Source organism: Aedoeadaptatus nemausensis, assembly GCF_903819165.1.
In the GTDB taxonomy this organism is placed as follows: domain Bacteria; phylum Bacillota; class Clostridia; order Tissierellales; family Peptoniphilaceae; genus Aedoeadaptatus; species Aedoeadaptatus nemausensis.
Genome location: NZ_CAIJCS010000016.1, coordinates 141487 through 163412 on the forward strand (window position 1 = coordinate 141487; position 21926 = coordinate 163412).

General features: G+C 49.5%; 20 protein-coding genes. 14 read left to right on the forward strand and 6 right to left on the reverse strand.

Annotated features, from left to right (window positions below):
• Positions 1 to 45: 45 nt before the first annotated feature.
• From PEPTYR26121_RS04190 to PEPTYR26121_RS04200, 3 genes are read right to left on the reverse strand one after another with little or no spacing between them, the layout of a single operon-like run.
• Positions 46 to 1206, reverse strand: a complete 1161-nt coding sequence (locus PEPTYR26121_RS04190) for a M20 metallopeptidase family protein (RefSeq protein ID WP_180499531.1) — start codon at positions 1204 to 1206, stop codon at positions 46 to 48.
• 8 nt (positions 1207 to 1214) lie between these two features.
• Positions 1215 to 2009, reverse strand: a complete 795-nt coding sequence (locus PEPTYR26121_RS04195; protein ID WP_180499532.1) for a nitrilase-related carbon-nitrogen hydrolase — start codon at positions 2007 to 2009, stop codon at positions 1215 to 1217.
• Complete coding sequence (locus tag PEPTYR26121_RS04200; protein ID WP_180499543.1) at positions 2009 to 2998, reverse strand: aspartate-semialdehyde dehydrogenase; 990 nt, start codon at positions 2996 to 2998, stop codon at positions 2009 to 2011. Before PEPTYR26121_RS04200 ends, PEPTYR26121_RS04195 begins: the two co-directional genes overlap by 1 nt.
• A 107-nt stretch (positions 2999 to 3105) precedes the next feature.
• On the opposite strand from PEPTYR26121_RS04200, the gene PEPTYR26121_RS04205 reads away from it, so the two are divergent.
• A complete protein-coding gene (locus PEPTYR26121_RS04205; protein WP_180499545.1) occupies positions 3106 to 4254 on the forward strand; it encodes a homoserine dehydrogenase in 1149 nt (382 codons plus the stop codon).
• Between the two features lie 65 nt (positions 4255 to 4319).
• On the opposite strand, the gene PEPTYR26121_RS04210 is transcribed toward PEPTYR26121_RS04205, so the two are convergent.
• Positions 4320 to 4811 carry an Lrp/AsnC family transcriptional regulator gene (locus PEPTYR26121_RS04210; RefSeq protein ID WP_180499547.1) on the reverse strand — a complete coding sequence of 164 codons (492 nt, stop codon included), beginning with the start codon at positions 4809 to 4811 and terminating at the stop codon, positions 4320 to 4322.
• Positions 4812 to 5217: 406 nt separating this feature from the next.
• On the opposite strand from PEPTYR26121_RS04210, the gene PEPTYR26121_RS04215 reads away from it, so the two are divergent.
• The 12 genes from PEPTYR26121_RS04215 to PEPTYR26121_RS04270 all read left to right on the forward strand — a co-directional run bounded on the left by PEPTYR26121_RS04215 (position 5218) and on the right by PEPTYR26121_RS04270 (position 17648).
• Entirely contained in the window at positions 5218 to 5526 is a 309-nt protein-coding gene (locus PEPTYR26121_RS04215) for a hypothetical protein (RefSeq protein WP_180499550.1), read from the forward strand.
• A 9-nt stretch (positions 5527 to 5535) separates the two neighbouring features.
• Positions 5536 to 6555 carry a V-type ATPase subunit gene (locus tag PEPTYR26121_RS04220; RefSeq protein WP_180499552.1) on the forward strand — a complete coding sequence of 340 codons (1020 nt, stop codon included), beginning with the start codon at positions 5536 to 5538 and terminating at the stop codon, positions 6553 to 6555.
• Entirely contained in the window at positions 6546 to 8495 is a 1950-nt protein-coding gene (locus PEPTYR26121_RS04225) for a V-type ATP synthase subunit I (protein WP_180499554.1), read from the forward strand. Before PEPTYR26121_RS04220 ends, PEPTYR26121_RS04225 begins: the two co-directional genes overlap by 10 nt.
• A gap of 21 nt (positions 8496 to 8516) precedes the next feature.
• Positions 8517 to 8936, forward strand: a complete 420-nt coding sequence (locus PEPTYR26121_RS04230; protein WP_180499556.1) for an ATP synthase subunit C — start codon at positions 8517 to 8519, stop codon at positions 8934 to 8936.
• Positions 8936 to 9244: a V-type ATP synthase subunit F gene (locus tag PEPTYR26121_RS04235; RefSeq protein ID WP_180499558.1), complete on the forward strand. Its 309-nt coding sequence runs from the start codon at positions 8936 to 8938 to the stop codon at positions 9242 to 9244. The genes PEPTYR26121_RS04230 and PEPTYR26121_RS04235 overlap by 1 nt, the downstream gene beginning before the upstream one ends.
• An 11-nt stretch (positions 9245 to 9255) precedes the next feature.
• Positions 9256 to 9882, forward strand: coding sequence for a hypothetical protein (locus PEPTYR26121_RS04240; RefSeq protein ID WP_180499560.1), 627 nt, complete (start codon positions 9256 to 9258; stop codon positions 9880 to 9882).
• Complete coding sequence (locus PEPTYR26121_RS04245) at positions 9875 to 11698, forward strand: V-type ATP synthase subunit A (RefSeq protein WP_180499562.1); 1824 nt, start codon at positions 9875 to 9877, stop codon at positions 11696 to 11698. The genes PEPTYR26121_RS04240 and PEPTYR26121_RS04245 overlap by 8 nt, the downstream gene beginning before the upstream one ends.
• Positions 11695 to 13071 (forward strand): V-type ATP synthase subunit B, encoded by a 1377-nt coding sequence (locus PEPTYR26121_RS04250; protein ID WP_180499564.1) that lies wholly within the window; start codon positions 11695 to 11697, stop codon positions 13069 to 13071. Before PEPTYR26121_RS04245 ends, PEPTYR26121_RS04250 begins: the two co-directional genes overlap by 4 nt.
• A 9-nt stretch (positions 13072 to 13080) precedes the next feature.
• Complete coding sequence (locus PEPTYR26121_RS04255) at positions 13081 to 13698, forward strand: V-type ATP synthase subunit D (protein WP_180499566.1); 618 nt, start codon at positions 13081 to 13083, stop codon at positions 13696 to 13698.
• A 43-nt stretch (positions 13699 to 13741) separates the two neighbouring features.
• Positions 13742 to 14242, forward strand: a complete 501-nt coding sequence (locus PEPTYR26121_RS04260) for an NUDIX domain-containing protein (RefSeq protein ID WP_180499568.1) — start codon at positions 13742 to 13744, stop codon at positions 14240 to 14242.
• 171 nt (positions 14243 to 14413) lie between these two features.
• Positions 14414 to 15811: an alanine/glycine:cation symporter family protein gene (locus PEPTYR26121_RS04265; RefSeq protein WP_180499570.1), complete on the forward strand. Its 1398-nt coding sequence runs from the start codon at positions 14414 to 14416 to the stop codon at positions 15809 to 15811.
• A 136-nt stretch (positions 15812 to 15947) separates the two neighbouring features.
• Positions 15948 to 17648 (forward strand): Na/Pi cotransporter family protein, encoded by a 1701-nt coding sequence (locus PEPTYR26121_RS04270; RefSeq protein ID WP_180499572.1) that lies wholly within the window; start codon positions 15948 to 15950, stop codon positions 17646 to 17648.
• A gap of 69 nt (positions 17649 to 17717) precedes the next feature.
• On the opposite strand, the gene PEPTYR26121_RS04275 is transcribed toward PEPTYR26121_RS04270, so the two are convergent.
• Both PEPTYR26121_RS04275 and PEPTYR26121_RS04280 read right to left on the reverse strand, forming a co-directional pair.
• Positions 17718 to 18836, reverse strand: coding sequence for a toxic anion resistance protein (locus PEPTYR26121_RS04275; RefSeq protein WP_180499574.1), 1119 nt, complete (start codon positions 18834 to 18836; stop codon positions 17718 to 17720).
• Positions 18836 to 19969, reverse strand: a complete 1134-nt coding sequence (locus PEPTYR26121_RS04280) for a 5-bromo-4-chloroindolyl phosphate hydrolysis family protein (RefSeq protein ID WP_180499576.1) — start codon at positions 19967 to 19969, stop codon at positions 18836 to 18838. Before PEPTYR26121_RS04280 ends, PEPTYR26121_RS04275 begins: the two co-directional genes overlap by 1 nt.
• Before the next feature lie 265 nt (positions 19970 to 20234).
• Between PEPTYR26121_RS04280 and PEPTYR26121_RS04285 the strand changes: the two genes are divergently transcribed.
• A complete protein-coding gene (locus PEPTYR26121_RS04285; protein ID WP_246285893.1) occupies positions 20235 to 21890 on the forward strand; it encodes a DEAD/DEAH box helicase in 1656 nt (551 codons plus the stop codon).
• Positions 21891 to 21926 lie beyond the last annotated feature (36 nt).

The window sequence follows — 21926 nt, forward strand, 5'->3', positions numbered from 1 at the left end:
CTTTAATAGGCAAAAAACATCCCCGAGCTAGAGCTCGGGGATAATTTATTTGTCTTCATTCATAAAATGTAGTGCCGAGGTTACTTCCGCGGCGATGCCGTAGTAGAGGGCGTCTTCTTCCGGATAAAAGTTCGCCGTGTGAATGGCGGATCTTTCGCCGGGGCGGCCCACGCCGAGATTAATATAGGTTCCGGGCGCTTCTTCCAAATAATAGGCGAAGTCTTCCGCCGCCATGGTGGGGGTCGGGAGGGTGATGACGGCATTTTTTCCGAAGGTTTCTTCCAGGGCAAGTTTCACGGAGGCCGTGGCCTTTTCGTCGTTAATCAGGGGAACGTACCCCTTTACGATCTCCACACTGCACTCACATTCGTGTGCTTTTGCCGTATACTCCGCGATCTCTGTGAGATGGCGGCGAAGCTTGTCGCGATTTTCCTTCGTATTGGCGCGAATAGTGCCTTCGATGGTCATTTCGCCGGGAATAATATTGTGCTTGTTGCCCCCGTGAACGGAGCCGATGGTGACCACCGCAGGCGTAAAGGGGGAGAAGCGCCGGGCGACGATGGTTTGCAGGGCCACGATCACGTGTCCGCCGCAGACGATAGGGTCCACGGCGCGTTCGGGATTGGCGGCGTGGCCTCCTTTTCCTCGAATGGTGATTTCAAAATCTTCTACGCTCGCATACATAAAGCCCGTCAAAATGCCGAAGGTACCCGCCAAAAGATCGGGGGAGACGTGGAGGCCCATGACGTAATCCACATCTTTCATAACCCCTTCTTTTACCATAATTTCGGCGCCGCCATCTTTTTCTTCATTGGGTTGAAAAATCAGCCGAAGGCTTCCGGGGAAATCGCGGTGCTCCGCAAAATACTGCGCCGTGCCCAATAGACAGGCCATGTGCATATCGTGGCCGCAGGCGTGCATAAGCCCGGGATGTTCGGAGCGAAAGGAGAGATCAGTTGCCTCTGTAATGGGGAGAGCGTCCATATCGGCGCGAAGGGCCACCATCGGGCCCTCGCCTTCTCCTTTTAAATCGCCGTGAAAGCCGAAATTATCGTAAACCGTAATCTCGTAGCCCAAGGCTTTCATTTGCTCCTGTAAAAAACGGGAAGTTTCTTTTTCCTCGCCGCTGATTTCCGGATGGGCGTGGAGGTAGCGGTAAAGAGGCTTTACACCTTCGGCTATAGTTTTTATTTTTCCAAGATCCATATATGCTCCTATTGGACCAGGCCCTCGTAAAGTTCGGGTCGGCGTTCTTTATAAAGGTCGAAGAAGGCTTTTTCTTCTTCGATCTGTTCTAAATTTAAGTTTACGGTCTTTACCGCCTCTTCCGTTCCGGTCATAAGAATCTCCTCGCCGGCGGGCCCGTAAATGCAGCTTCCGCCGCCGCCCATGGCGTGGTAATCTCCCATTTTCGTGCAGTTGACTACCACGACGAAACATTGATTTTCCACGGCCCGAGCCTTGGCGAAAAGATGCAAATGGGGCACGCGGGAAAGGCCCCATGCCGCGGGAACGAAGAGAATCTTCGCCTTGCCCGATACGGCGAGGCGCACCCATTCCGGCATGCGCAGTTCGAAGCAGGTGACGATGCCGCAATCGATCCCGTCGAGGGAGAAGGAAAGATTATGATCTCCCGGGGTAAAGAAATTTTTCTCCTCGCCTACGGGAAATAAATGGGACTTGTCGTAGGTGCCCAAGAGTGCGCCTTTTCGATCGTAGATAAAGCTGCGATTGGCGCGGCCGACCTTCTCGCGGACGGTCATGGAGCCGGCGACGAGATTGACCTGATGATGGCGGGCGAAACGGGAGAGGGCTTCTTGAAGCTCCTCTTCTTTGTAGTCGTCGTCATCGGTAAATTTTTCGGGGAAGAAGCCCGAATTCCACATTTCGGGGAGGACGATAATATCGGGCTCCGATTTCATAGCTTCTTCCATGCCCTTAAAGATCACTTCACGGTTTTCCGAAAGGGTCATGGGGCCGATGCCCGCCTGTACGATGGGAACCTTCATTAGCGGTCTGCCAGGAGTTTTTCCAGAATTTGAATGGCGTTCAGGGCCGCACCCTTACGAATATTATCGGCGACGACCCAAAGGTTTAAGCTATTTTCGCAGGAGTCGTCTTTGCGGATACGACCGACGAAGACTTCGTCCTTTCCTTCGGCTTCGATTTGAAGGGGATAGACAAGGTTTTTCACATCGTCTTGTAAGACGACGCCGTCCATTTTCTCGTAAGCCTTGCGAAGTTCATCGAGATCTACGGGATTTTCGCAGGTAACATTGACGGAAATAGCGTGGGCGCCTTTAACGGGCACGCGCACCGCCGTCGCCGTAACGGCAAGATCCGGGCGGTGGAAGATCTTGCGGGATTCGTTGACCATCTTCATTTCTTCTTTTGTATAGCCGTCTTCTAAAAAGTCGTCAATATGGGGAAGGCAGTTGTAGGCGATGGGATGGGGATAAAATTCAGGCTCGCCCCCTTCGATGCCTCGCTCCAAATCGGCGATGCCGTTGACGCCGGAGCCGCTGACGGCTTGGAATGTGGTAAAGACGACGCGTTTCATCTTGAACAGATCCTCGACGGGCTTTAATGCCACTACCGATTGAATGGTGGAGCAGTTGGGATTGGCAATAATGCCCTTGGCTTCGATGCCGTCTTTTGCGTTGATTTCAGGTACGACCAAGGGAATGCCTTCTTCCATGCGGAAGTGGGAGCTGTTGTCGATGACGACACTTCCCGCTTCGGCAGCCACAGGGCAGAACTTGCCGGCCAAACCGCCGTCCAGAGCGCTCAAGACATAATCGAATTTGCCTTCTCTTAAAGCTTCTTCCGTAAGTTTCTGAACCGTGTGTTCTTCGCCTTTAAAGGTAAAAGTTTTGCCGGCACTGTTTGCCGAGGCAAACATGGTAAGCTCCAAGGGGAGATCTTTTTCTTCTAAAATGCCACGCATCGTCTGTCCGACGAGACCGGTGGCGCCTAAAATTGCTAAACGATAGACCATAAGATGTACCTTCTTTCATATTAAACAATAGTTTTTCTTGACTATAACAAAAACTCTCTAGTATAGTCAATTCATAATACGATAAAGGACGAAATGGAGGAGAGATTATGAAATTAGCACTTATCGGGTTTGGAACCGTAGGTCGAGGGACCTACGATATTTTAAAAGCACGTGAAAATATATTAAAAGACACCGTAGGCGGCTTGGAAATCGCTTATATTGTGGCCAGCGATCGCAGTGCCGAACGCCTGGGGAAAGAACTTCCGGAGAAGGTGGTTACGGCAAAAGATTACGACGCCGTCCTCGAGGAAGTGGACATCGTCGCCGAAGCTACCGGTGCCATGGACATGGCCTACGATTATATGAAGCGGGCGCTGGAAGCGGGGGTCGCCGTGGTTACGGCTAACAAGGCGGCGGTGAGCGCCCATTTCGAAGAGCTGAACGGGATCGCCGAAGAAAAGGACGTTCCCTTCTTATTTGAAGCGGCAGTAGGAGGGGGCATCCCCGTCTTAACACCGCTTCGGGGACTCTGCCTCGAAAACGAAATCGAAAGTGTACAGGGGATTTTGAACGGCACCTGCAATTATTTAATCAACGCCATGTTTAAAGAAGGGGCGGAATACGACGCCACCTTGAAGCTCTGTCAGGAACTGGGTTACGCCGAGCAGGATCCCACCGACGATGTGGAAGGCTTCGACACCCGCCGCAAACTTCATCTCCTCATCGAAATGGCATTCGGTCACGTCGACGGCGACGCCATTCCCACCCGGGGCATCGCCCAATTAAACGGCGACATCGTCAGCTTTTTAAATGAGAAGGGTCAAAAGGTAAAACTCGTAGCATCGGCAAAACCTGTAGAAGACGGAATCGAAGCCGTGGTGGAGCCGGTGATCCTAGATGCAGCCGACAGCCTGGCTATTTTGCCCGACGCCATTAATCAGGTGAATGTAAAGGGATCCTTCGTAGGAGACCTGGCCTTTACGGGCCCGGGCGCCGGCAAGGAACCTACGGGCAATGCCGTGGTCGCCGATATTATCTCCGCGGCGACAAAAAGTGCCATGCCCCTCTTAAAGCGGGGAGTGAAAAAACTCGCTCCGGTGAAGGGCCGCTACCTCGTGGCGAAAAAACTTTCCGGCGACGTGGCGGAAAGGGAAGAAGGCGACTTTACTATTACAAGAGAAATTTCCAGGGAAGAGCTTTTAAGCTTAATCGACAAAGACACCTTCTTTGCGCGCATCGAATCCCAAAGCCTATAGACGAGAGCCCTTCGGGGCTCTTTTTTACTGCAAAAAAATAAAGCGAGTGATGGACACTCGCCTTATTATTTTTCGTGAATTCGAATGGAGTTGTGCTCTCTGATATCTTTGCCCTTTACCTGATTCAGAGCGCCGATGGTGTTGGTGCGTTTAATGGAGATCATATCTCTTAAGCGCATAAGGAAGTCGTCCAGTGATTTGGAAGAAGTGGATTTAATGCGGATCAAGAATTGATATTCTCCCATTAATTTCCAGCAATCGGTGACTTCAGGTGACGATTGAACGTAATTGATGAATTCCTCGATGGTATTATCCTCTTCCGATATGTCGATAAGGCAGAAAGAGTGGATATACGAGTCGTCTTCTTCGCCGCCGAGTAAAATAGTGTAACCTGCGATGACCCCTGCATCTTCCAAACGGTGGATGCGGTTGCGAGTTGCGGAAACGGATAAACTCACCTTTTTTGCAATATCGCTTAAGGACATACGGCTGTTCTCGTTAAGGAGCGAGAGAATATAAGTATCGATGGAATCACCGGTATAACGATTAATGTGCATAAGATGCACCTCCCTCAAATAAAACAAATATGTTCACAGTGATTATACCAAAAATGTGGAGAAATTTCATCGTATAATGAAAAATTTTTCCAAGAAGTATGGTTATCTGAAAAATGATAAGCTTTCGAAGGTTCCGATTCATATTCAGCGAAGGAAACTTTAGAATAAAGTATATCTTAACATAAAATACTGTAAAATGTGCAATTTAAGGGATGCATAAAAAAGTGGTCCCTTATTTTGAACTTTTAATCGGTTTCGATGAAGGATTCTGTCTATTTTTTACACTTTATCTCTATATTTTAGAAAGGCTCTTTTTTGATTTAAAAACCGCCAAGTGCTAGAATGAATCTGATTGCAGGCCTTTATTGCGAGGTCTGCGAGAGAAAGATTAGAAAGGGGCGTATCTTTGGAACAATTGATTCGAGGCGTCATCTCCTTAGATGAAAAAACGGAAAAAATGGTTCGGGATAAAGAATCCTCCATTGAAGCTGAAAAATCCGCTCTGCAAAAGCATTTCACAGAAATGGAAGCGGACGAGCGGGAAGGATCGAAAGACGCTGCCAAGGCAGGCTACGATAAAATTTACAGCGAAGCCATGGAAGTCGTCGACGAAATTCGAAAAGCGAATCACGAAAAGCTCGATGAGGTCAGTGCGGTCTACAAAGAGCATAAGAAAGAACTGGTCGAACAAGCCTTTCAGCTCCTCGATTTATAGGAGGACCTAATGAATTACTCTGCAGTAAATACAAAGGCGGTCGCGGTCTATGCCAAGTACTTAAAATCGGAGGTTCCTCTCAAAATCCTCGCCGAAGGAAATTACAAAGACGGTCTGGACGTCGTAGCAAAGGAATGGGACATCGACCTTTCGGAGGATGCCCATCTGCTCGAGGTTAATGTCAAGATGGAGCAGAAGGTATTCGAGGCTTTGAAAAGTTTTGAACACTACCTCCAAGGACCTGCCCGTCAGTTTTACGCCTCCCTTTTGGAGCGCTATACGATTCAAGACATTAAGCGCATATTTCGCGCCGTCTACCACGACGAAAACATCGACATCGTAAGGAACAGTCTCCTATCCTTCGATCCCGGTCTTCTACCTAAGGCTCAGGAGGTTCAGCCGGACGATCTGTTTAAAACTTTGGAGATGACAAAGTATGGTCGCTTGCTTTCATCTTATAAGGATGTGGCGAGGGATCGCATTTTATTTTACATCGAAATGGAACTGGATCAGTCCTATTACGAAAACCTCGTACGGGAAGCGGAACATTTGCCGAAGCAAGATCGTAAAGCGGTGTTGGCTATGCTCAATCGCCACATCGACCTGTTAAATATCTTCTATATTTATAGGGCGAAAAAGAATTACGATATTATGAAATCGGAAATGGAAAACTTCGTCATTCACGGGGGCAATATTCCGCGGCCTCTCATTAAGGAATGGGTCTATTCGGACAATGTAGATAATTTAGTGGAATCGGTACGCCATTCGAGCTTCTCCTTCTTATTTCAGAAGAAGCGCGACAATCACATGACCGACGTACTGGCTTCCAGGGATATTTCGAAAATGTATACGACGTTTTATCAAAAAGAAACCATGTCATTGGGGCGCATCGTCGCCCTGTCCCTCCTGCTCGAGTTCGCCATTCGCGACGTCTCCACGACTCTCGAGGGCTTGCGACTTGGCTTCGGGAAGGACATGATACGGAATCTGTTGACGATTCCCGAGAAAGAAGGTGAAGTATGGCAGTAGAGAGAATGGTCATGCTGAGCGTCGTGGGTCGATTGGAAAACATGGAGGATATTTTATTCGAAGTGCTTCAATCGGGCACCCTCGATATGGTAGATGCCATGACGCAGCTATCGGAAAATAGCAATATTTACTCTCTCGAAGATAATGTGGAAATGGTCGTAGACCTGAACAATCTCGCCCCTTTTCCCATTAACAGTGATGTGCGGCAACGCACCCAGGATGCAAAAAAACTCGTCGACTATTTTAAAATCGACGATTTAAATTTAAGCGATTTCGATCCCAATGCAGATGTCCTGGCATATTATAAAGAGCTTATGGATCGCATCGGGCCCATGCAAAAGGAATACGACGAGATCTTAAAGCGCCTGGACGATATCGCCATGTTCGAGGAAAACTTGGCGCTTTTTGAAAACGTGGACGTGGATCTTAAAAAGATTAAAGATCTGAACTATTTTTCCACCCGTTTCGGCCGTTTGGAAAAATCCGCCCGCGTCCGCTTAAAGAGCAGTTACGAAAACTTATTGGCCCTGATTTTCCACACGGGCTCCTTCGAAGACGAAGAAGTTTACATGATCACCTACCCCAACGAGGTAAGCGAGGAAATTGACAGGGTCTTGAAATCCCTTCACTGGATCGACGTGCCTATTTTAGATTACGCAAAGGGCACGCCCCGGGAAACTTTGCGGGAATTTCGCGAAGAGGAGGAAGCCCTCCATCGTCGGTTGAAAGAAATCGAAAAGGAGAGGGATCAAATCTATAACGACGACCGGGACAAGGTGCGTAAGATTTTAGCCCATATCCTCTTTTTAGGTCGCGTGGAAGAAGCCAAGGAAAAAATGGCCGTCTCCAAAAAATACTTCCTCATGACGGGCTGGACCGACGAAGCGGGCATCGAAGAGGTGCGTCGCCGCACGGAAAAATATCCCGATGTGGTCTTGACCATACAGGAAGAAGATACGGCGGCTAAGGGTATTACCCCGCCGACGAAACTTACCAATCCTAAATTTTTCAAGCCCTTCGAGCTTCTCGTCAGAATGTACGGGATTCCCAAATACAATGAAATCGACCCGACGGTATTTGTGGGCATTACCTACCTTCTCCTTTTCGGCGCCATGTTCGGCGACGTAGGGCAGGGGCTTATCTTTGTTCTGATCGGTTGGCTGGTCTCGAAGAAAAAGCAAAAAGACATGGGCGGCCTCCTTATGCGAATGGGCGGCGCCTCGGTCATCTTCGGCTTTTTATACGGATCGGTCTTCGGCAATGAAGAGATTATCGACGCCCTTTGGATGCGTCCCTTCCAAAACATCGAGCAAGTTCTCGCCGTGGCCATCGGCTTCGGCGTCGTGCTCTTAGTTCTCGCTTACGGCATGAACTTTGCCAACGCCATTAAGAATAAAGATCTGGCGCGGGGACTTTTCGGAGAACACGGCCTCTTCGGCTTTTTAGTCTTCGCCATGCTCCTCATTATGATCTTAGACGTGGCGGGTGTGGTTACCATCGTGCCCATGGCCGTCGCCGTCGCCATTTTGGTCCTCTCTATTTTGCTTATGATCTTTAAGAAGCCCATTATGGCGAAAATGCAAAAGACCGAGGTTCAATACGAAGGCGGAAAGAGCGGCTACTTTATTGAAAGCTCCTTCTCCATGATCGAACTTTTAATCTCTACACTTTCGGGGATCGTCTCCTTTATTCGTGTCGGCGCCTTCGCCATTAACCACGTGGGCCTCTTTATGGCCTTCCATACTATGGCGCAAATGGCACCTCATAATATCGGCGGTGTCATCATTTTAATCCTCGGAAATATTTTAATCATCGGGCTCGAAGGCCTTATCGTCTTTATTCAAGGCCTGCGCCTGGAATACTACGAACTCTTCAGCCGCTATTACAGCGGAAGCGGACGGGAGTTTAAATCCGACAGCTTGAGCCTGAAAAATCACTAAAAGCAGCAAAGGAGAATTACAATGGAAAAAATTTTATTCTTAGCATCTCTCGTCGTCTTATCGACGATTATCGCAGGTTTTGTCTTTTTGGAACGTGGCGTTTCCACCGATCGTAAAAAATTGAAACGTGCCATGCGCACCAATCTCACCGTCTTTATCCCTACCGTCGTAGCGGCCTATGTCCTTCTCGTACCCGGCGTCGTAAACGCCGCAACCCAAGCTACGGAAGTTAACGGCTTGGGCCTTCTCGCTGCCGCTCTCTCGACGGGCCTTGCCACCATCGGCACGGGCTACGCCGTAGGGATCGTAGGTTCCGCCGCTCTGGGCGCCGTAAGCGAAGACGACTCCATCTTAGGTAAGACCCTGATCTTCGTCGGCCTTGCGGAAGGTATTGCGATTTACGGCCTGATTATCTCCATTATGATCCTAGGCAAACTCTAATGATTTCCAGAGTCATTTCCAGGGACGACGAGCTCCTCGTCGCCCTTCGCATGAGTGGCTTTGAAGGCGTGTGGTGTGCAGATGCATCCGACCTTCACGACGCCTTTCAACAGGCCCTTGAAGATAAAAACATCGGCATGATCATATTAAACGAGAAAGACTTCCGCGAACTGGAAGAAGAGGTGCTCGCCGTAAAAGAAAAGAAGCGCAGTCCCTTTATCTGCACATTGCCCGGACGAGATGGCTATAGCGAAGACGACTTTATTTTAAAATACGTCCGCGAGGCCATCGGGGTGAAATTGGATTAGTAGGTGAGAAAATGCTGCAACTTGAAAATAAATTAGAACTCTTTGAAGATGTCGTCTATAAACGGCGTCTTCTGGATTTAGAAAAACGAAGAGAAGCGTGGGAAGAGGAAAAAGAAAACCTCATCGCCCGCAAAGATAAACAACTCTCGGAAGAAAAACGACATATTGTGGAGCGGAGGGAAAACCTCGCCCGCGTTATGGGAAACGAAGAAATCGCCAAAGCCCGCGAAAATGAACGGGTTCTGGAGCTTAAAAAAATCGACGAATTGGGCGACGACTTCATCCTCGCCATTCGCCGCCGGGTAAGAGATTACACGGAAACCGACGAGTATAAGAACAACTTCTTAGACCGCATCATGGAAACTCTCGACGAATTGGAGCCGGGAGAATACCATATCGGCATGGTAAAAAGAGATTTGGATACATTCGAAGATTCCGTATTGGAATCGGCGAGCCAAAAAGGCTTTACACTTCATCCCTATGTGCTCCCCGACGATCGCATCGGCGGACACACCCTTATGGACATGAAGAAAACCTATAGCCTGAATTACGATTTAGTTACGAAGATTATAGAAAAGCGCTACGAGATCGGTAAGCTTCTCTACGGCCTTTTCCGAAAGGAGATGGACCATGCGTAAAGAAGCGAAAATTGCCAAGATCAACGGCCCCGTCGTCATCGGTCGCCCCATGGGGAATTTCTCCATGCGGGAAATGGTACAGGTCGGGGAGAAAAAACTTATCGGCGAAGTCATTGCCATTCACGGCGACGAAGGTACCGTACAGGTTTACGAAGAAACCGAAGGCTTAAAGCGGGACGAAGAGATCGTCTCCACAGGAGGCCCCCTTTCCGTCCGCTTAGGGCCCGGTCTTATCGGCAATATGTTCGACGGCATCGAGCGCCCCTTGAGCCGCATTAACGAAGCATACGGCTTCTTTATTCCGGAAGGCATCGGCATGATGAATCTGGATCTGGAGAAAAAATGGAGCTTCAAACCCCTGGTTAAAGTAGGGGACGAAGTTAAGGGCGGCGCCATTGTGGGCACCGTGCCGGAGACCTCGATAATCGAGCACCGCATTTTAACGCCCCCCAATGTGTCCGGGAAAATCACCTGGGTGGCGAGGGAAGGGGATTACAATGTTACGGAGCCCGTCGTCAAACTGGAAGATGAAAAGGGTGAAGAGCATGAAGTCGCCATGAGTCAAGAGTGGCCCGTGCGTATCCCCCGGCCCGTCAATGAATTTTTAGACGCCAACGAGCTTCTGACCACGGGTCAAAGGGTACTCGACGTATTCTTCCCCATCGCCAAAGGCGGTACCGTCGCCATTCCCGGCGGTTTCGGTACGGGAAAAACCATGACCCAACACTCCATCGCTAAATTCTGCGACGCGGACATTATCGTCTACATCGGCTGCGGCGAGCGGGGCAACGAAATGACGGAAGTACTGGAAGACTTCCCGAAACTGATCGACCCGAACACGGGCAAACCCCTTATGGAACGTACGATTTTAATTGCCAATACGTCCAATATGCCCGTAGCGGCGCGGGAAGCCTCTATTTACACGGGCATTACCATCGCCGAATACTTTAGAGATCAGGGCTACGACGTGGCCATGATGGCGGATTCCACTTCCCGTTGGGCGGAGGCTCTGCGGGAAATCTCCGGTCGTCTGGAAGAAATGCCCGCGGAAGAAGGCTATCCCGCCTATCTTCCCTCCCGCATCGCATCCTTTTACGAACGAAACGGATCGGTAACCACCCTTTCCGGGGAAAAAGGATCGGTCACCACCATCGGCGCCGTCTCCCCGGCGGGGGGCGACTTCTCCGAGCCGGTAACGGAAAACACCCGTCGCTTCGTCAATGTCTTCTTGGCTCTGGATAAAGACCTGGCTTATTCCCGTCACTATCCGGCCATTCACTGGCTCAACAGCTACTCCGGCTATGTAGGCGCCCTTTCCAATTACTACGACAATCGACTGGAAGGCGACCTGCCCACCCTTCGGAAAAAATTCTTAAACATTTTAAACGAAGAGGCGAGACTCCAGGAAATCGTCATGCTCGTCGGGGAAGACGTTCTGCCCGACAAGGAACGCTTCCTTCTGCAAATCGCGCGGATGATTAAAGACGCCTTCTTGCAACAAAATGCCTTCAGCGACATCGACCAATACGTTCCTCTGGAAAAACAATTTGCCATGATGGAAGTCATCGACACCCTTTACGAAGAGGGCAAGACCGTATTGGATCAGGGCATTTCCATCGAGGAAGTAAAGAACGAGGCCCTCTACTCCAAGATAGTCAATATGAAATACAACATTCCCAACGACGATATGAAGGCCTTTACCCACTTAATGAACGATATTCAGGAACACTATCGCGAACTTCGCATCGAATACGATATCGTCGACGGCGATGACGACGCTCTTGCGGCGAAAGACGGAGAGGAGGCGAAGGCATGAAAAAAGAATATTTATCCCTAGATAATGTGGACGGTTCTCTTATCGAACTATCCGGCCTTCACCACGTAAAATACGGCGAAATTGTATCCATTACCAATTCCGAAACGAAGGAAGAATTGGTAGGCCGGGTGATCGGCATTGCAGACGACAAAGCGACCGTGCAGATCTTCGGCGAATCCATGGGGGTTTCCACGGAAAATCTGAGGGTCGTCTTCGAAGGGCGCCCCTTTGAAATCCCCTTGTCCCCGGCTATATTAGGCCGCCGCTTCAGCGGCATCGGCCAAGCCATCGACAATGGCGGACCCATTTATTCCGGCGAATTTTACAATGTTAACGGCCAGCCCATGAACCCGGTGGCCCGGGAATATCCCCGTAACTTTATTCAAACGGGCATTCGCGCCATCGACTCGGTTATGACCCTGATTCGCGGACAAAAACTGCCCATCTTCTCGGGATCCGGCCTGCCGCACAACGAGCTCGCCGCCCAAATTATTCGCCAGGCCAATATTGCCGACAGCGGAAAAGACGGCGAAGACTTTGCCGTCGTCTTCTGCGGCATGGGGCTCAAGCGGGAAGTGGCGTCCTTCTTCACCGACAGCTTCATGGAAGCGGGCGTCATGGACAAGGTCGTCATCTATATGAACTATGCCGACGACCCGATTATGGAGCGTATCATCGCGCCGAAATGCGCCCTGACCGCGGCGGAATATCTGGCCTTTGAACAACACAAACACGTCCTCGTCATTATGACGGACATGACGAGCTACGGCGAAAGCTTGCGGGAAGTTTCCTCGCAACGGCAGGAAGTTCCCTCCCGTAAAGGCTATCCCGGCTATTTATACTCGGATCTCGCCGCCCTTTACGAGCGCGCGGGCATGATTCGCGGCGTGGAAGGATCGGTTACCTTAATTCCCATCCTGACCATGCCCTCGGACGACATCACCCACCCGATCCCCGACTTGACGGGTTACATTACCGAAGGGCAGATCGTTCTTTCCAGAGACTTAAACGGACAGGGCATCTACCCGCCGGTCAATATTCTCGACTCCCTGTCCCGTCTGATGAAAGACGGCATCGGCGAGGATTACACCCGTAAAGATCACGCCGACGTGTCGGCTCAGCTTTTTGCGTCCTATTCCCGTTGTATCGAAGTGCGTTCCCTCGCACAGATCATCGGGGAAGAAGAGCTTTCCGAAGGGGATCAGAAAATCCTCGAATTCGGTAAGCGCTTTGAAAGCGAATTTATCGGCCAGGATTTTAACAAATCTTCTACGATCGGGGAAACTCTTGATAAGGCGTGGGAGCTTCTGCGCATCCTGCCGAAAGACAGTTTGGTTCGCGTGGATCCCAAGCTCTTGGAAGAATTTTACTAGAGGTGGATCATGGCAAAACGTGTTACGGCGACAAAAGCCAATCTTTTGAAAGTCAAAAGCGCCTTGGAATTTGCCAGAAAAGGTTACGGTCTTCTGGATAAAAAGCGCGCCGTCTTAATGCGGGAAATGATGCGATTAAACGAGCGCGCCCAAACCATCCAACAGGAAATCGAACGGGACTTTACCCGCTCCTACGACGCCTTTACCATGGCCTCGGTCACTATGGGCTGGGAGGCGGTCGTGGATATGAGCAAGTCCATGCCCCCGGAGGAACCTTACACCATCGGCTACCGCTCCGTTATGGGGGTGGAAATTCCGGAGATTCACTACAAGGAATTTTCACCGAACACCACCTTCAGCATGTTCGAGAGTAACTTCGCCTTCGACGAAGCCTATATTCGCATGCACGATATGAGGGCGAGGATCTACGAATTGGCGGAGCTCGAAACCGACCTGTACCGCTTGGCGAAAGAAATAAAAAAGACGGTGAAGCGGGCCAATGCCTTGGAAAAAATTCAAATTCCAAAGTACGAACAGACGAAAAAAGAAATCGAAGAAATTTTGGCGGAAAAAGAGCGTGAAGATTTCTTCCGCTTAAAACGCGTCAAAAGCAATGTATCGGAATAAAAGAAGACCGCTTCGGCGGTCTCTTTTTTATAAGGAGGATATGATGGGTGAAATGCGACGAATTTACGACGAAGGTTTTAATTTTCAGGGCTATATGAAAGAGCGCTCGGAAACATTGGGGCCGGAGGAATACTATGTGGTGGCCGGGGTAATGGTTTTGAGCCGCGGGAAACTTTTAATTACAAAGCGAGCCGCGGGAAAAACCTTCGAGCATCAATGGGAATTTACCATGGGAAGTGTCGTCGGGGAAGAGACGCCACTGGAAGGCGCCCTACGGGAACTTTCGGAAGAAGTGGGGATTCACGTGACGAAAAATGACGTGGAACTCTTGGGCACGCTAAAAGAAGAGGGGAAATTTTCCAAGATCTTTCTCCTTGAAAAAGAAGTGGATTCCATTACCATGCAGGCGAGCGAAGTGGAAGATTATCAATTCGTCGGCAAAAAAGAGCTGGAAAATATGCTCGCCGGAGGAGAATTCGCCCCGCCCATGGCGAAGCGGATCAGAACCTATTTCCCGAAGATCGAAGATAAATTAATCGATTGATAAAAAAATAAAACTCGTTCAAACCGAAGAAGAGGAATCTTTTAGAAAGGGCGAGCTCGGCGGCCTCGTTTGTGGTATTGCAAAATCTTCTTTTACATTGTAGTTTTTTGTGTTAAGATAGTTCTATGCAAAAAACGCAATACTAAAATAAATTATTAAAACGAGGTGACTATGGAACTTTTATTGACCATCAACGGGTATCTTTACTACCCTATTCTAATAATTGTCCTATTAGGCGCGGGCCTTTATTTTACGGTTCGCACGGGCTTCTTACAAATTTCCATGTTCGGAGAATCCCTTCGCGTGTTGCGGGAAAAACCCCACGAAGGAGAAGTCTCTTCCTTCCAGGCGCTTATGGTTTCTACCGCGTCTCGCGTCGGCACGGGCAATATCGTCGGTGTGGCACAGGCCATTTGCATAGGCGGCTACGGCGCTATTTTCTGGATGTGGATTACGGCCATTATCGGCGGGGCATCGGCCTTTATCGAATCCACTCTCGCCCAAATTTATAAAAAACGCGGAGAGAACGGAACGAGCTACGGCGGCCCGAGCTACTATATCGAAAACGCACTGGGTTCCAGAACCGTCGGCGTTATTTTCGCTATCTTCTTGATTCTCACTTACGCTGTGGGCTTCAATATGCTCGCATCCTTCAATATGACCGACTCCTTCCGCGTATACGATTTCTTTACCGAAGGCAAGACCAGCTGGATCATCGGCGCATTGCTCGCCATCGTCGCGGGATACTGTATCCTGGGCGGCGGCAAGCGCATTATCAAGGCGACCTCCACATTGGTTCCCATCATGGGCATTATCTTCGTCGCCATGAGTTTGTTTATGATCTTCAAAAACATCGGCTACATGCCCACCGTATTTAAAAACATCTTCAACGACGCCTTCAACTTCAGAGCCATCTTCGGCGGCCTGGCAGGTTCCGCCCTTGTGCACGGCGTCAAGCGCGGCCTCTACTCCAACGAAGCCGGTATGGGTTCGGCACCGAATGCCGCAGCATCGGCGGATGTGTCCCACCCGGTAAAACAAGGTCTCGTTCAAATGTTTTCCGTCTTCTTAGATACGCTCGTCATCTGCTCGGCCACGGCCTTTATGTCCATGGCATCGGGCATTGAAGCGACTGAAGAATTGGCGGGAGCTGCTTATGTACAGGAATCTTTGGCGACCGTATTCGGACACGGCGGCTATATCTTTATTACCCTGTCCCTTACCCTCTTCGCCTTTACAACCCTTCTGGGCAATCTCTACTACGTAGACAACTGCCTCACCTATCTCCACAAGAAAACACCGTCGAAAGGTTTTATGATCTGCTACCGCATCGTGGCGATCCTCTTAATCTTCGTGGGCTCCAGCATTAAAATGGAAGCGGCATGGAATATCGCCGACTTCTTAATGGCTCTTATGGTACTTGTAAACATTCCGGCCATTCTGCTTCTCGCCAATCAAGCCTTGGCGGCACTGAAAGATTACAAAGAACAAATCCATGAAGGAAAAAATCCCCACTTTATCGCCAGAAATGTGGGTATCGACGACAGCAAATTGGATTATTGGAAATAAAACAAAGACCTCTGCATGGGCAGAGGTTTTTTCTATTCTTAAGTTTTTAAATTAACTAACATAAACCTTACTCAATCTTTTCTTTTTGATATAATGGAACCGTATGAACGAATTCTAATCTTTGGAAGGAGATGTTATGGCAGACGTTAGTTCCTGGTCTCAAATCAACTGGCACTTTATCGCCGGCGGATTGGGGCTGTTCCTATTCGGCGTCAAGATCATGGGCGACAGCTTAACCAAGTTTGCCGGCACCAAGATCCGGGACTATATTGAAAAATATACGTCCAATCCGATTATGGCCATCATCGTCGGCATCCTTATGACGGGGGTCATTCAGTCCTCATCTGCGGCTACGGTCATCGCCATATCCCTCGTGCGCTCCGGCTTAATGGGTCTTGCCCAAGCCATCGCCATTATTTTAGGGGCGAATATCGGGACCACGGTTACCTCGATCTTAATCGGTTTTGAGCTGGATTATTACGCCTACTTTATCTTACTCGTCGGCGTGTTTTTAGTACTTATGGCCTCGAGAAAGAAGACCATCTACCTCGGCGAAATAATTATCGGCTTCGGGCTTCTCTTTATAGGCTTAAACACCATGGGAGATGCCTTAAAAGATTTACAATCCATTCCCGGATTTGAAACCCTCGTCGTGCGCATGAGCTCTCAACCGGCACTGGCCGCATTGGCCGGCGCCGTTTTAACCGCCGTGATCCAATCTTCATCGGCCATCGTCGGGATCGTCCAATCTCTGTACAATACCGACTCCATTACCTTTGTGGCGGCCCTGGGCCTTGTCTTCGGCGCCAATATCGGTACAACCATTACGGCGGCCCTGGCGGCCGTCGGAGGAAGCTTGGCGGCGAGAAGAACCTGCCTGTTCCACTTCCTCTTTAATGTAATAGTGTCCGTCTTCTTCCTATTGATTATCGGCCCCTATTCAAACCTCATCCTGAAATTGGCCGGGCTTCTCCACATGAACAAGATGATGACCATCGCTCTGGCCCACTTTACCTTTAACATGGCGGGTATGCTGATCTTCTTACCGATCATTCCCCAATGTGTAAAGATACTGGAAAAAATCATGCCGGGCAGAGAAGACCTTTCCCTGCAACTGGGCAAAATCCAATTAGACGAAACCCTCGTGGAAGCTTTGCCGGCTGCCGCTTTAAGCCAAGCCAAGGCCGCCATGTTACAAGTGGCGGAAATCGTCTTGGAGGCTATGGAAGATTCCAAACACTATCTCACCACCAAGGATAAAAAATACTTCCACGAAGTCAATCAGTTGGAAGATATGATCAACGCACTGGATACGAAAATCGAGGACTATTTGCTGAAAATCTCCAAACAGTCCTTAACGGAAGAACTGGCGGACGAATATTCTTCCAATCTGCAGGTGCAAAAGAATTTCGAACGTATCGGCGACCTGGTGCAAAACCTGGTGGAATATTACGAAATGATCTACGATTCCAGAGAGGAATTTGACGAAGAGGCCATGGCGGATTTAATGGCCATGTACGAACTTCTGCTCCACATGTTCTCAAACGGCGTGGCCGTATTCGACGGCGGCGACCACCATCTCTACGAAATGATGAAAGAAGACGAGAACAACTTAAACTACATGGAATACCAACTTCGTGCATCTCACTTCAGACGGATGACATCCGAGCACGAAGAGGCCACCGTCACCACATCCTTGTATGTCGACATTTTAGGTACGCTGGAGCGTATCGGTGACCACGCCTTTAACATCGCCCGCTTAACTTTCGACCCGATCAAGAGCCACGGTGAAAAAAGTTTGGTGGCGGAAGAATTACAAAAAAAAGAAACGGCATAGCCCCATCTCCTCGAGGACAATCCCTCGAGGATTTTTATTGCAAGAAAAAAGAGCAGGTTTTCCTGCTCTTTATCTCTCTTCGTTTTGACGGGCGAGAAGACGGGTCTTTAAATCCTGCTCCAGAATTTCCAGTTCCCGCTTCGCCTTTTCCCGATTGTCGTGGCCTTCCATTTGAATGTGGCGCACTTCGTCTAAGGCGGCGATCAGTTGCTCGTTGGTGTGGCGAATGGTATCCACATCCACGATGCCCCGCTCGCTTTCCTTCGCCACATTTACCGTGCTTTGGCGGAGGGTGTCGGCATTTTTCTTTAACAACTCATTGGTAAGATCGGACACCATTTTTTGCGCCTCGGCGGCCTGTTCCGAATGGTGCACGCCTAAGGCGAGGACCATTTGATTCTTCCAAATGGGAATGGTATTCACGATGGTGGATTGAATCTTTTCCGCCATCACCGTGTTGGACGCCTGCACCATGCGAATTTGAGGCGCCATTTGAAGGCTCACCATGCGAGTCAGCTCCAAATCGTGGATCTTCTTTTCAAAGCGATTGGCCATGTTCTGAAGATCGTTCACCTTTTGCGCCTCGATGCTCCCGGGCTCCGTATTCGCCATCAGGGCGGGGAGCTCCTTGGTGCGCACTTCCTCGAGCTTTTGATTGCCCGCCATAATATACATGGTGAGTTCCTTGAAATACTTCTCGTTTAACTCGTACATTTGATCCAACATGGAAATATCTTTCATCAGTGTGATCTGATGATTTTCAAGGGCTCGGGCGATTTCATCTACGTTTTTTTCCGCCTTGTCGTATTTTACCTTCATGGCGGTAATTTTATTGGCGGAGCGTTTAAAGAGCCCCTTAATACCCTTTTCGTCCTCGTTTTCAAAGCTCTTAAGCTCCGTCACTACGCCGGAGAGGAGACCTCCCACCTCGCCGAGATCTTTCGTACGTACGGATTCCAGTGTCTTTTCGGAGAAGGTGGAGATTTTCTTTTGGGCGCCCACGCCGTATTGAAGCACCACCGAGGAATTGGTAAGGTCGATGGTCTTGGCGAATTCATCCACCTGGCGCTGTTCCGCTTCTGTCAGCTGAATCTCTTTTTTCGGAGCTTTTTCTTCCAATAGAATACTTTCCTCTTCGTGAGGCGTATCGTCTAAGCCGTCTAATGTTAATTTTATTTCGTCGCTCATTAAGATTCTCCTTTAAGATCCTGATCGAATAAGCCGTCTTGTTTCATTACCGTCTGCATCACATTCATTTCCGCCTTCAGTTCCAGGAGATCGTCTTTATAGAGGGTATCCAAAAGCTTTTCGTAGGCGGCGGTTACCGTGTCCAGAGAGTGCAATATGTCGCTCATAGTGGAGCGAATGGAATCCGTTATCACCGAGGAAGATTCGAACTGGATGTAGCGGTGAATAAGCTTCATGGTAGTGGGGGCGTAGTAATCGGTAAACTTATTGAGCTCTTCCACCCGGCGGGGATCCCCCTCCACGGCGTGGTCGATAGAGGCGAGGAGCTTCTCCAGCCGCTCGATGCGCGCCTTCAGTTCGGTGGATGTCGTAGCGGATTTATACTCCGAGAGTTTGTCGCCGTAATCCGTAAGGGCCTTGGCCCGGTCGTCTTCGATGGCCTCCCGCTCTTCTTCCTTCTCGATAGGGCGGGGCGTCTCCTCCACATACACGGAATGGCCTTGATAGTGCGCCTTATAGGCATCGTATGAGGGCCGGTCCAACAAGAGGAGCTCCCCGTTTTCCACGACTCGCCCTTGGGGAAAGAGATCTTTTTTGATCATGGCGTTTAATTCCTTTACCACCTCGCTCTTCGGCTTGTTGAGGGCGGTGGAAATATCGTCGGTGGCTAAGATGGGATTGTCGCCGATCTCTCTGCGAATGCGGAAAAAATCCCTTGCGAGAATCATTTGTTGATGGGTGTATAAAGTGGCCAGTCCGAAGACTATCGTGGCGATAAGGATGAAAAGGGCGGCGAGGAAATAAACTCCATCGAAAAATCGTATCCATTCTATAAGAGCAATTAGCGTAATAAAAAGAGATCCTGCCGCACCCAGTGCCGCCGTATTGCGCAGCCAAAACCACGCCCCGGGCGTCCTGGCTTTTTGGGACACCTTGGACGGATCCCGACTCACCTTCAGCGCTTCTTCTTCCTTGTTCATTCCCCGGCGAAAACCCCTCATCACGGCGCCGGCGCCGGTTTTTGTATAGTAAATAGCATTTTCCACGCTCTTTTCGATAACATCGGACACATCCTTAAAATTATCGTCCTGTAGGGCGCGGTCTAATTTTTCTTTTAATCCGTCGTCTTTCAACGCAAAGCTCCTCTCTCGAGTCTTTTAATCGACTCTATTCTACTCTAATTGTAACACAGCCTTCATTTTCTTCGCCTTAAAATCGGAGGGTATAGCTTATATTTACCACATCTTCACGGGGAGTTTGCCGTTTCTTACATTTTGTTTCTCTTGCACTTTCATAGATTTTCCTCGATAATGGAAGAAGAACAAAGATTATCGACCAGCGAAGTAGTCCTCGGGACTGCTTTTTTTATGATACTTTTAAGCAAACTAGGAGGAACGTTTGAAATTTAATGAATTTAATTTGTCGCCGCAACTTTTAAAGGGCGTGGAAGCCATGGGCTTTGAAGAGGCCTCGCCCATTCAGGCTCAAAGCATGGAGCCTATGCTCGCCGGCCGCGATGTGATCGCCCAGGCTCAAACGGGCACGGGGAAAACCGCCGCCTACGGCATTCCCATGCTGGAGACGGTGACGAAGGAAAAAAAGGTGCAGGGTCTCGTGCTCTGCCCCACGCGGGAACTTTGCCTGCAAGTGGCCGAGGAACTGGGGAAACTGGGCGCCTATAAAAAAGGCATTAAGATCCTTCCAATCTACGGCGGCACAAGCATCGAACGGCAAATCCGCTCCCTAAAAGGGGGCGTGCAGATCGTCGTGGGGACACCGGGTCGTGTTATGGACCATATGCGCAGAAAAACGCTGAAATTCGACGATCTCGCCATAGCCATCTTAGACGAAGCGGACGAAATGTTCGCCATGGGTTTTCGTGACGACATGCAGACCATTTTAGATCAGACGCCTAAAACCCGCCAAACCTGTTTCTTCTCCGCCACTATGGAGAAGGAAATTATGGACTTCTCCGCCCGCTTCCAATCGGATCCGGAAATTATCCGTATCAAACATAAACAGCTCACAGTAGAAAACATCAAGCAATATTACTTGGAAATGAAAGCGTCTATGAAGCCTGAAATCCTAAGTCGCCTCGTGGATATTTACGATCCTACCCTCGCCATCGTGTTCTGCAACACGAAAAAGCGGGTAGACGCTCTCGTCGCCGATATGGCGAGCAGAGGATACTCCGTGGACGGTCTCCACGGCGATTTAAAGCAAAATCAACGGGATTCGGTAATGAAGCGCTTCAGAAATTCCTCTATCGACATCCTCGTGGCCACGGACGTGGCGGCGCGGGGAATCGATGTAGGCAATGTGGACATGGTGGTAAACTACGATCTTCCCCAAGACGAGGAATATTACGTCCACCGCATCGGCAGAACGGCCCGCGCCGGCAGAAAGGGCCTTTCTTTCTCCTTTATCGTGGGACGGGATATTTATAAACTAGAAGACATCGTCCGCTACACTAAGGCCGATCTTCACTATATGGAACTTCCCACCATCGAGCAGATGGACGATAACTATAGGGAAAATTTTGAAGAGCGGGTCATTGAAGCATTGAAAAATCCGGGAGATTTAAGCGAGTACAAGGCTATGGTGGAATCTTTATTGCGTCTTGAGTACGGCGCTGTGGAGGTGGCGGCTTCTCTTATGAAACTCTTAGACGAAAGCCAACAAAATCGTAAACACGACGCCTTAGAGCAGGTGGACTACGGCAAGAAATTCCGCGCTCGAGGTCTTAGAAAAGATAATCGCAAGGATAACCGAAAAGGGGGAAAGGGCAAGAAGAAAGGCGGCAAAAAGCGCTTTTCCAATCAAGCCAAGCTTTACTGGAATGTGGGACGAAAAGACGGCGTCAATCCGAAAGTGGTCCTTGCCGTATTTAACAATGAAACCAACTTGGGCCGGGATATCGTAGGTAATATTTTGCTTCGAGATCACCACACGGTCATCGAAGTGCCCAAGGATATGGCGAAGGCCGCCATCACGCAGCTGCAAAATAAAGAAGTGGTGGGTCAATCCCTTCACGTGCGCCCGTACAGAGATTAATCTCCCGCCCTTTCTTGTGGTACAATCGTAAAAAGA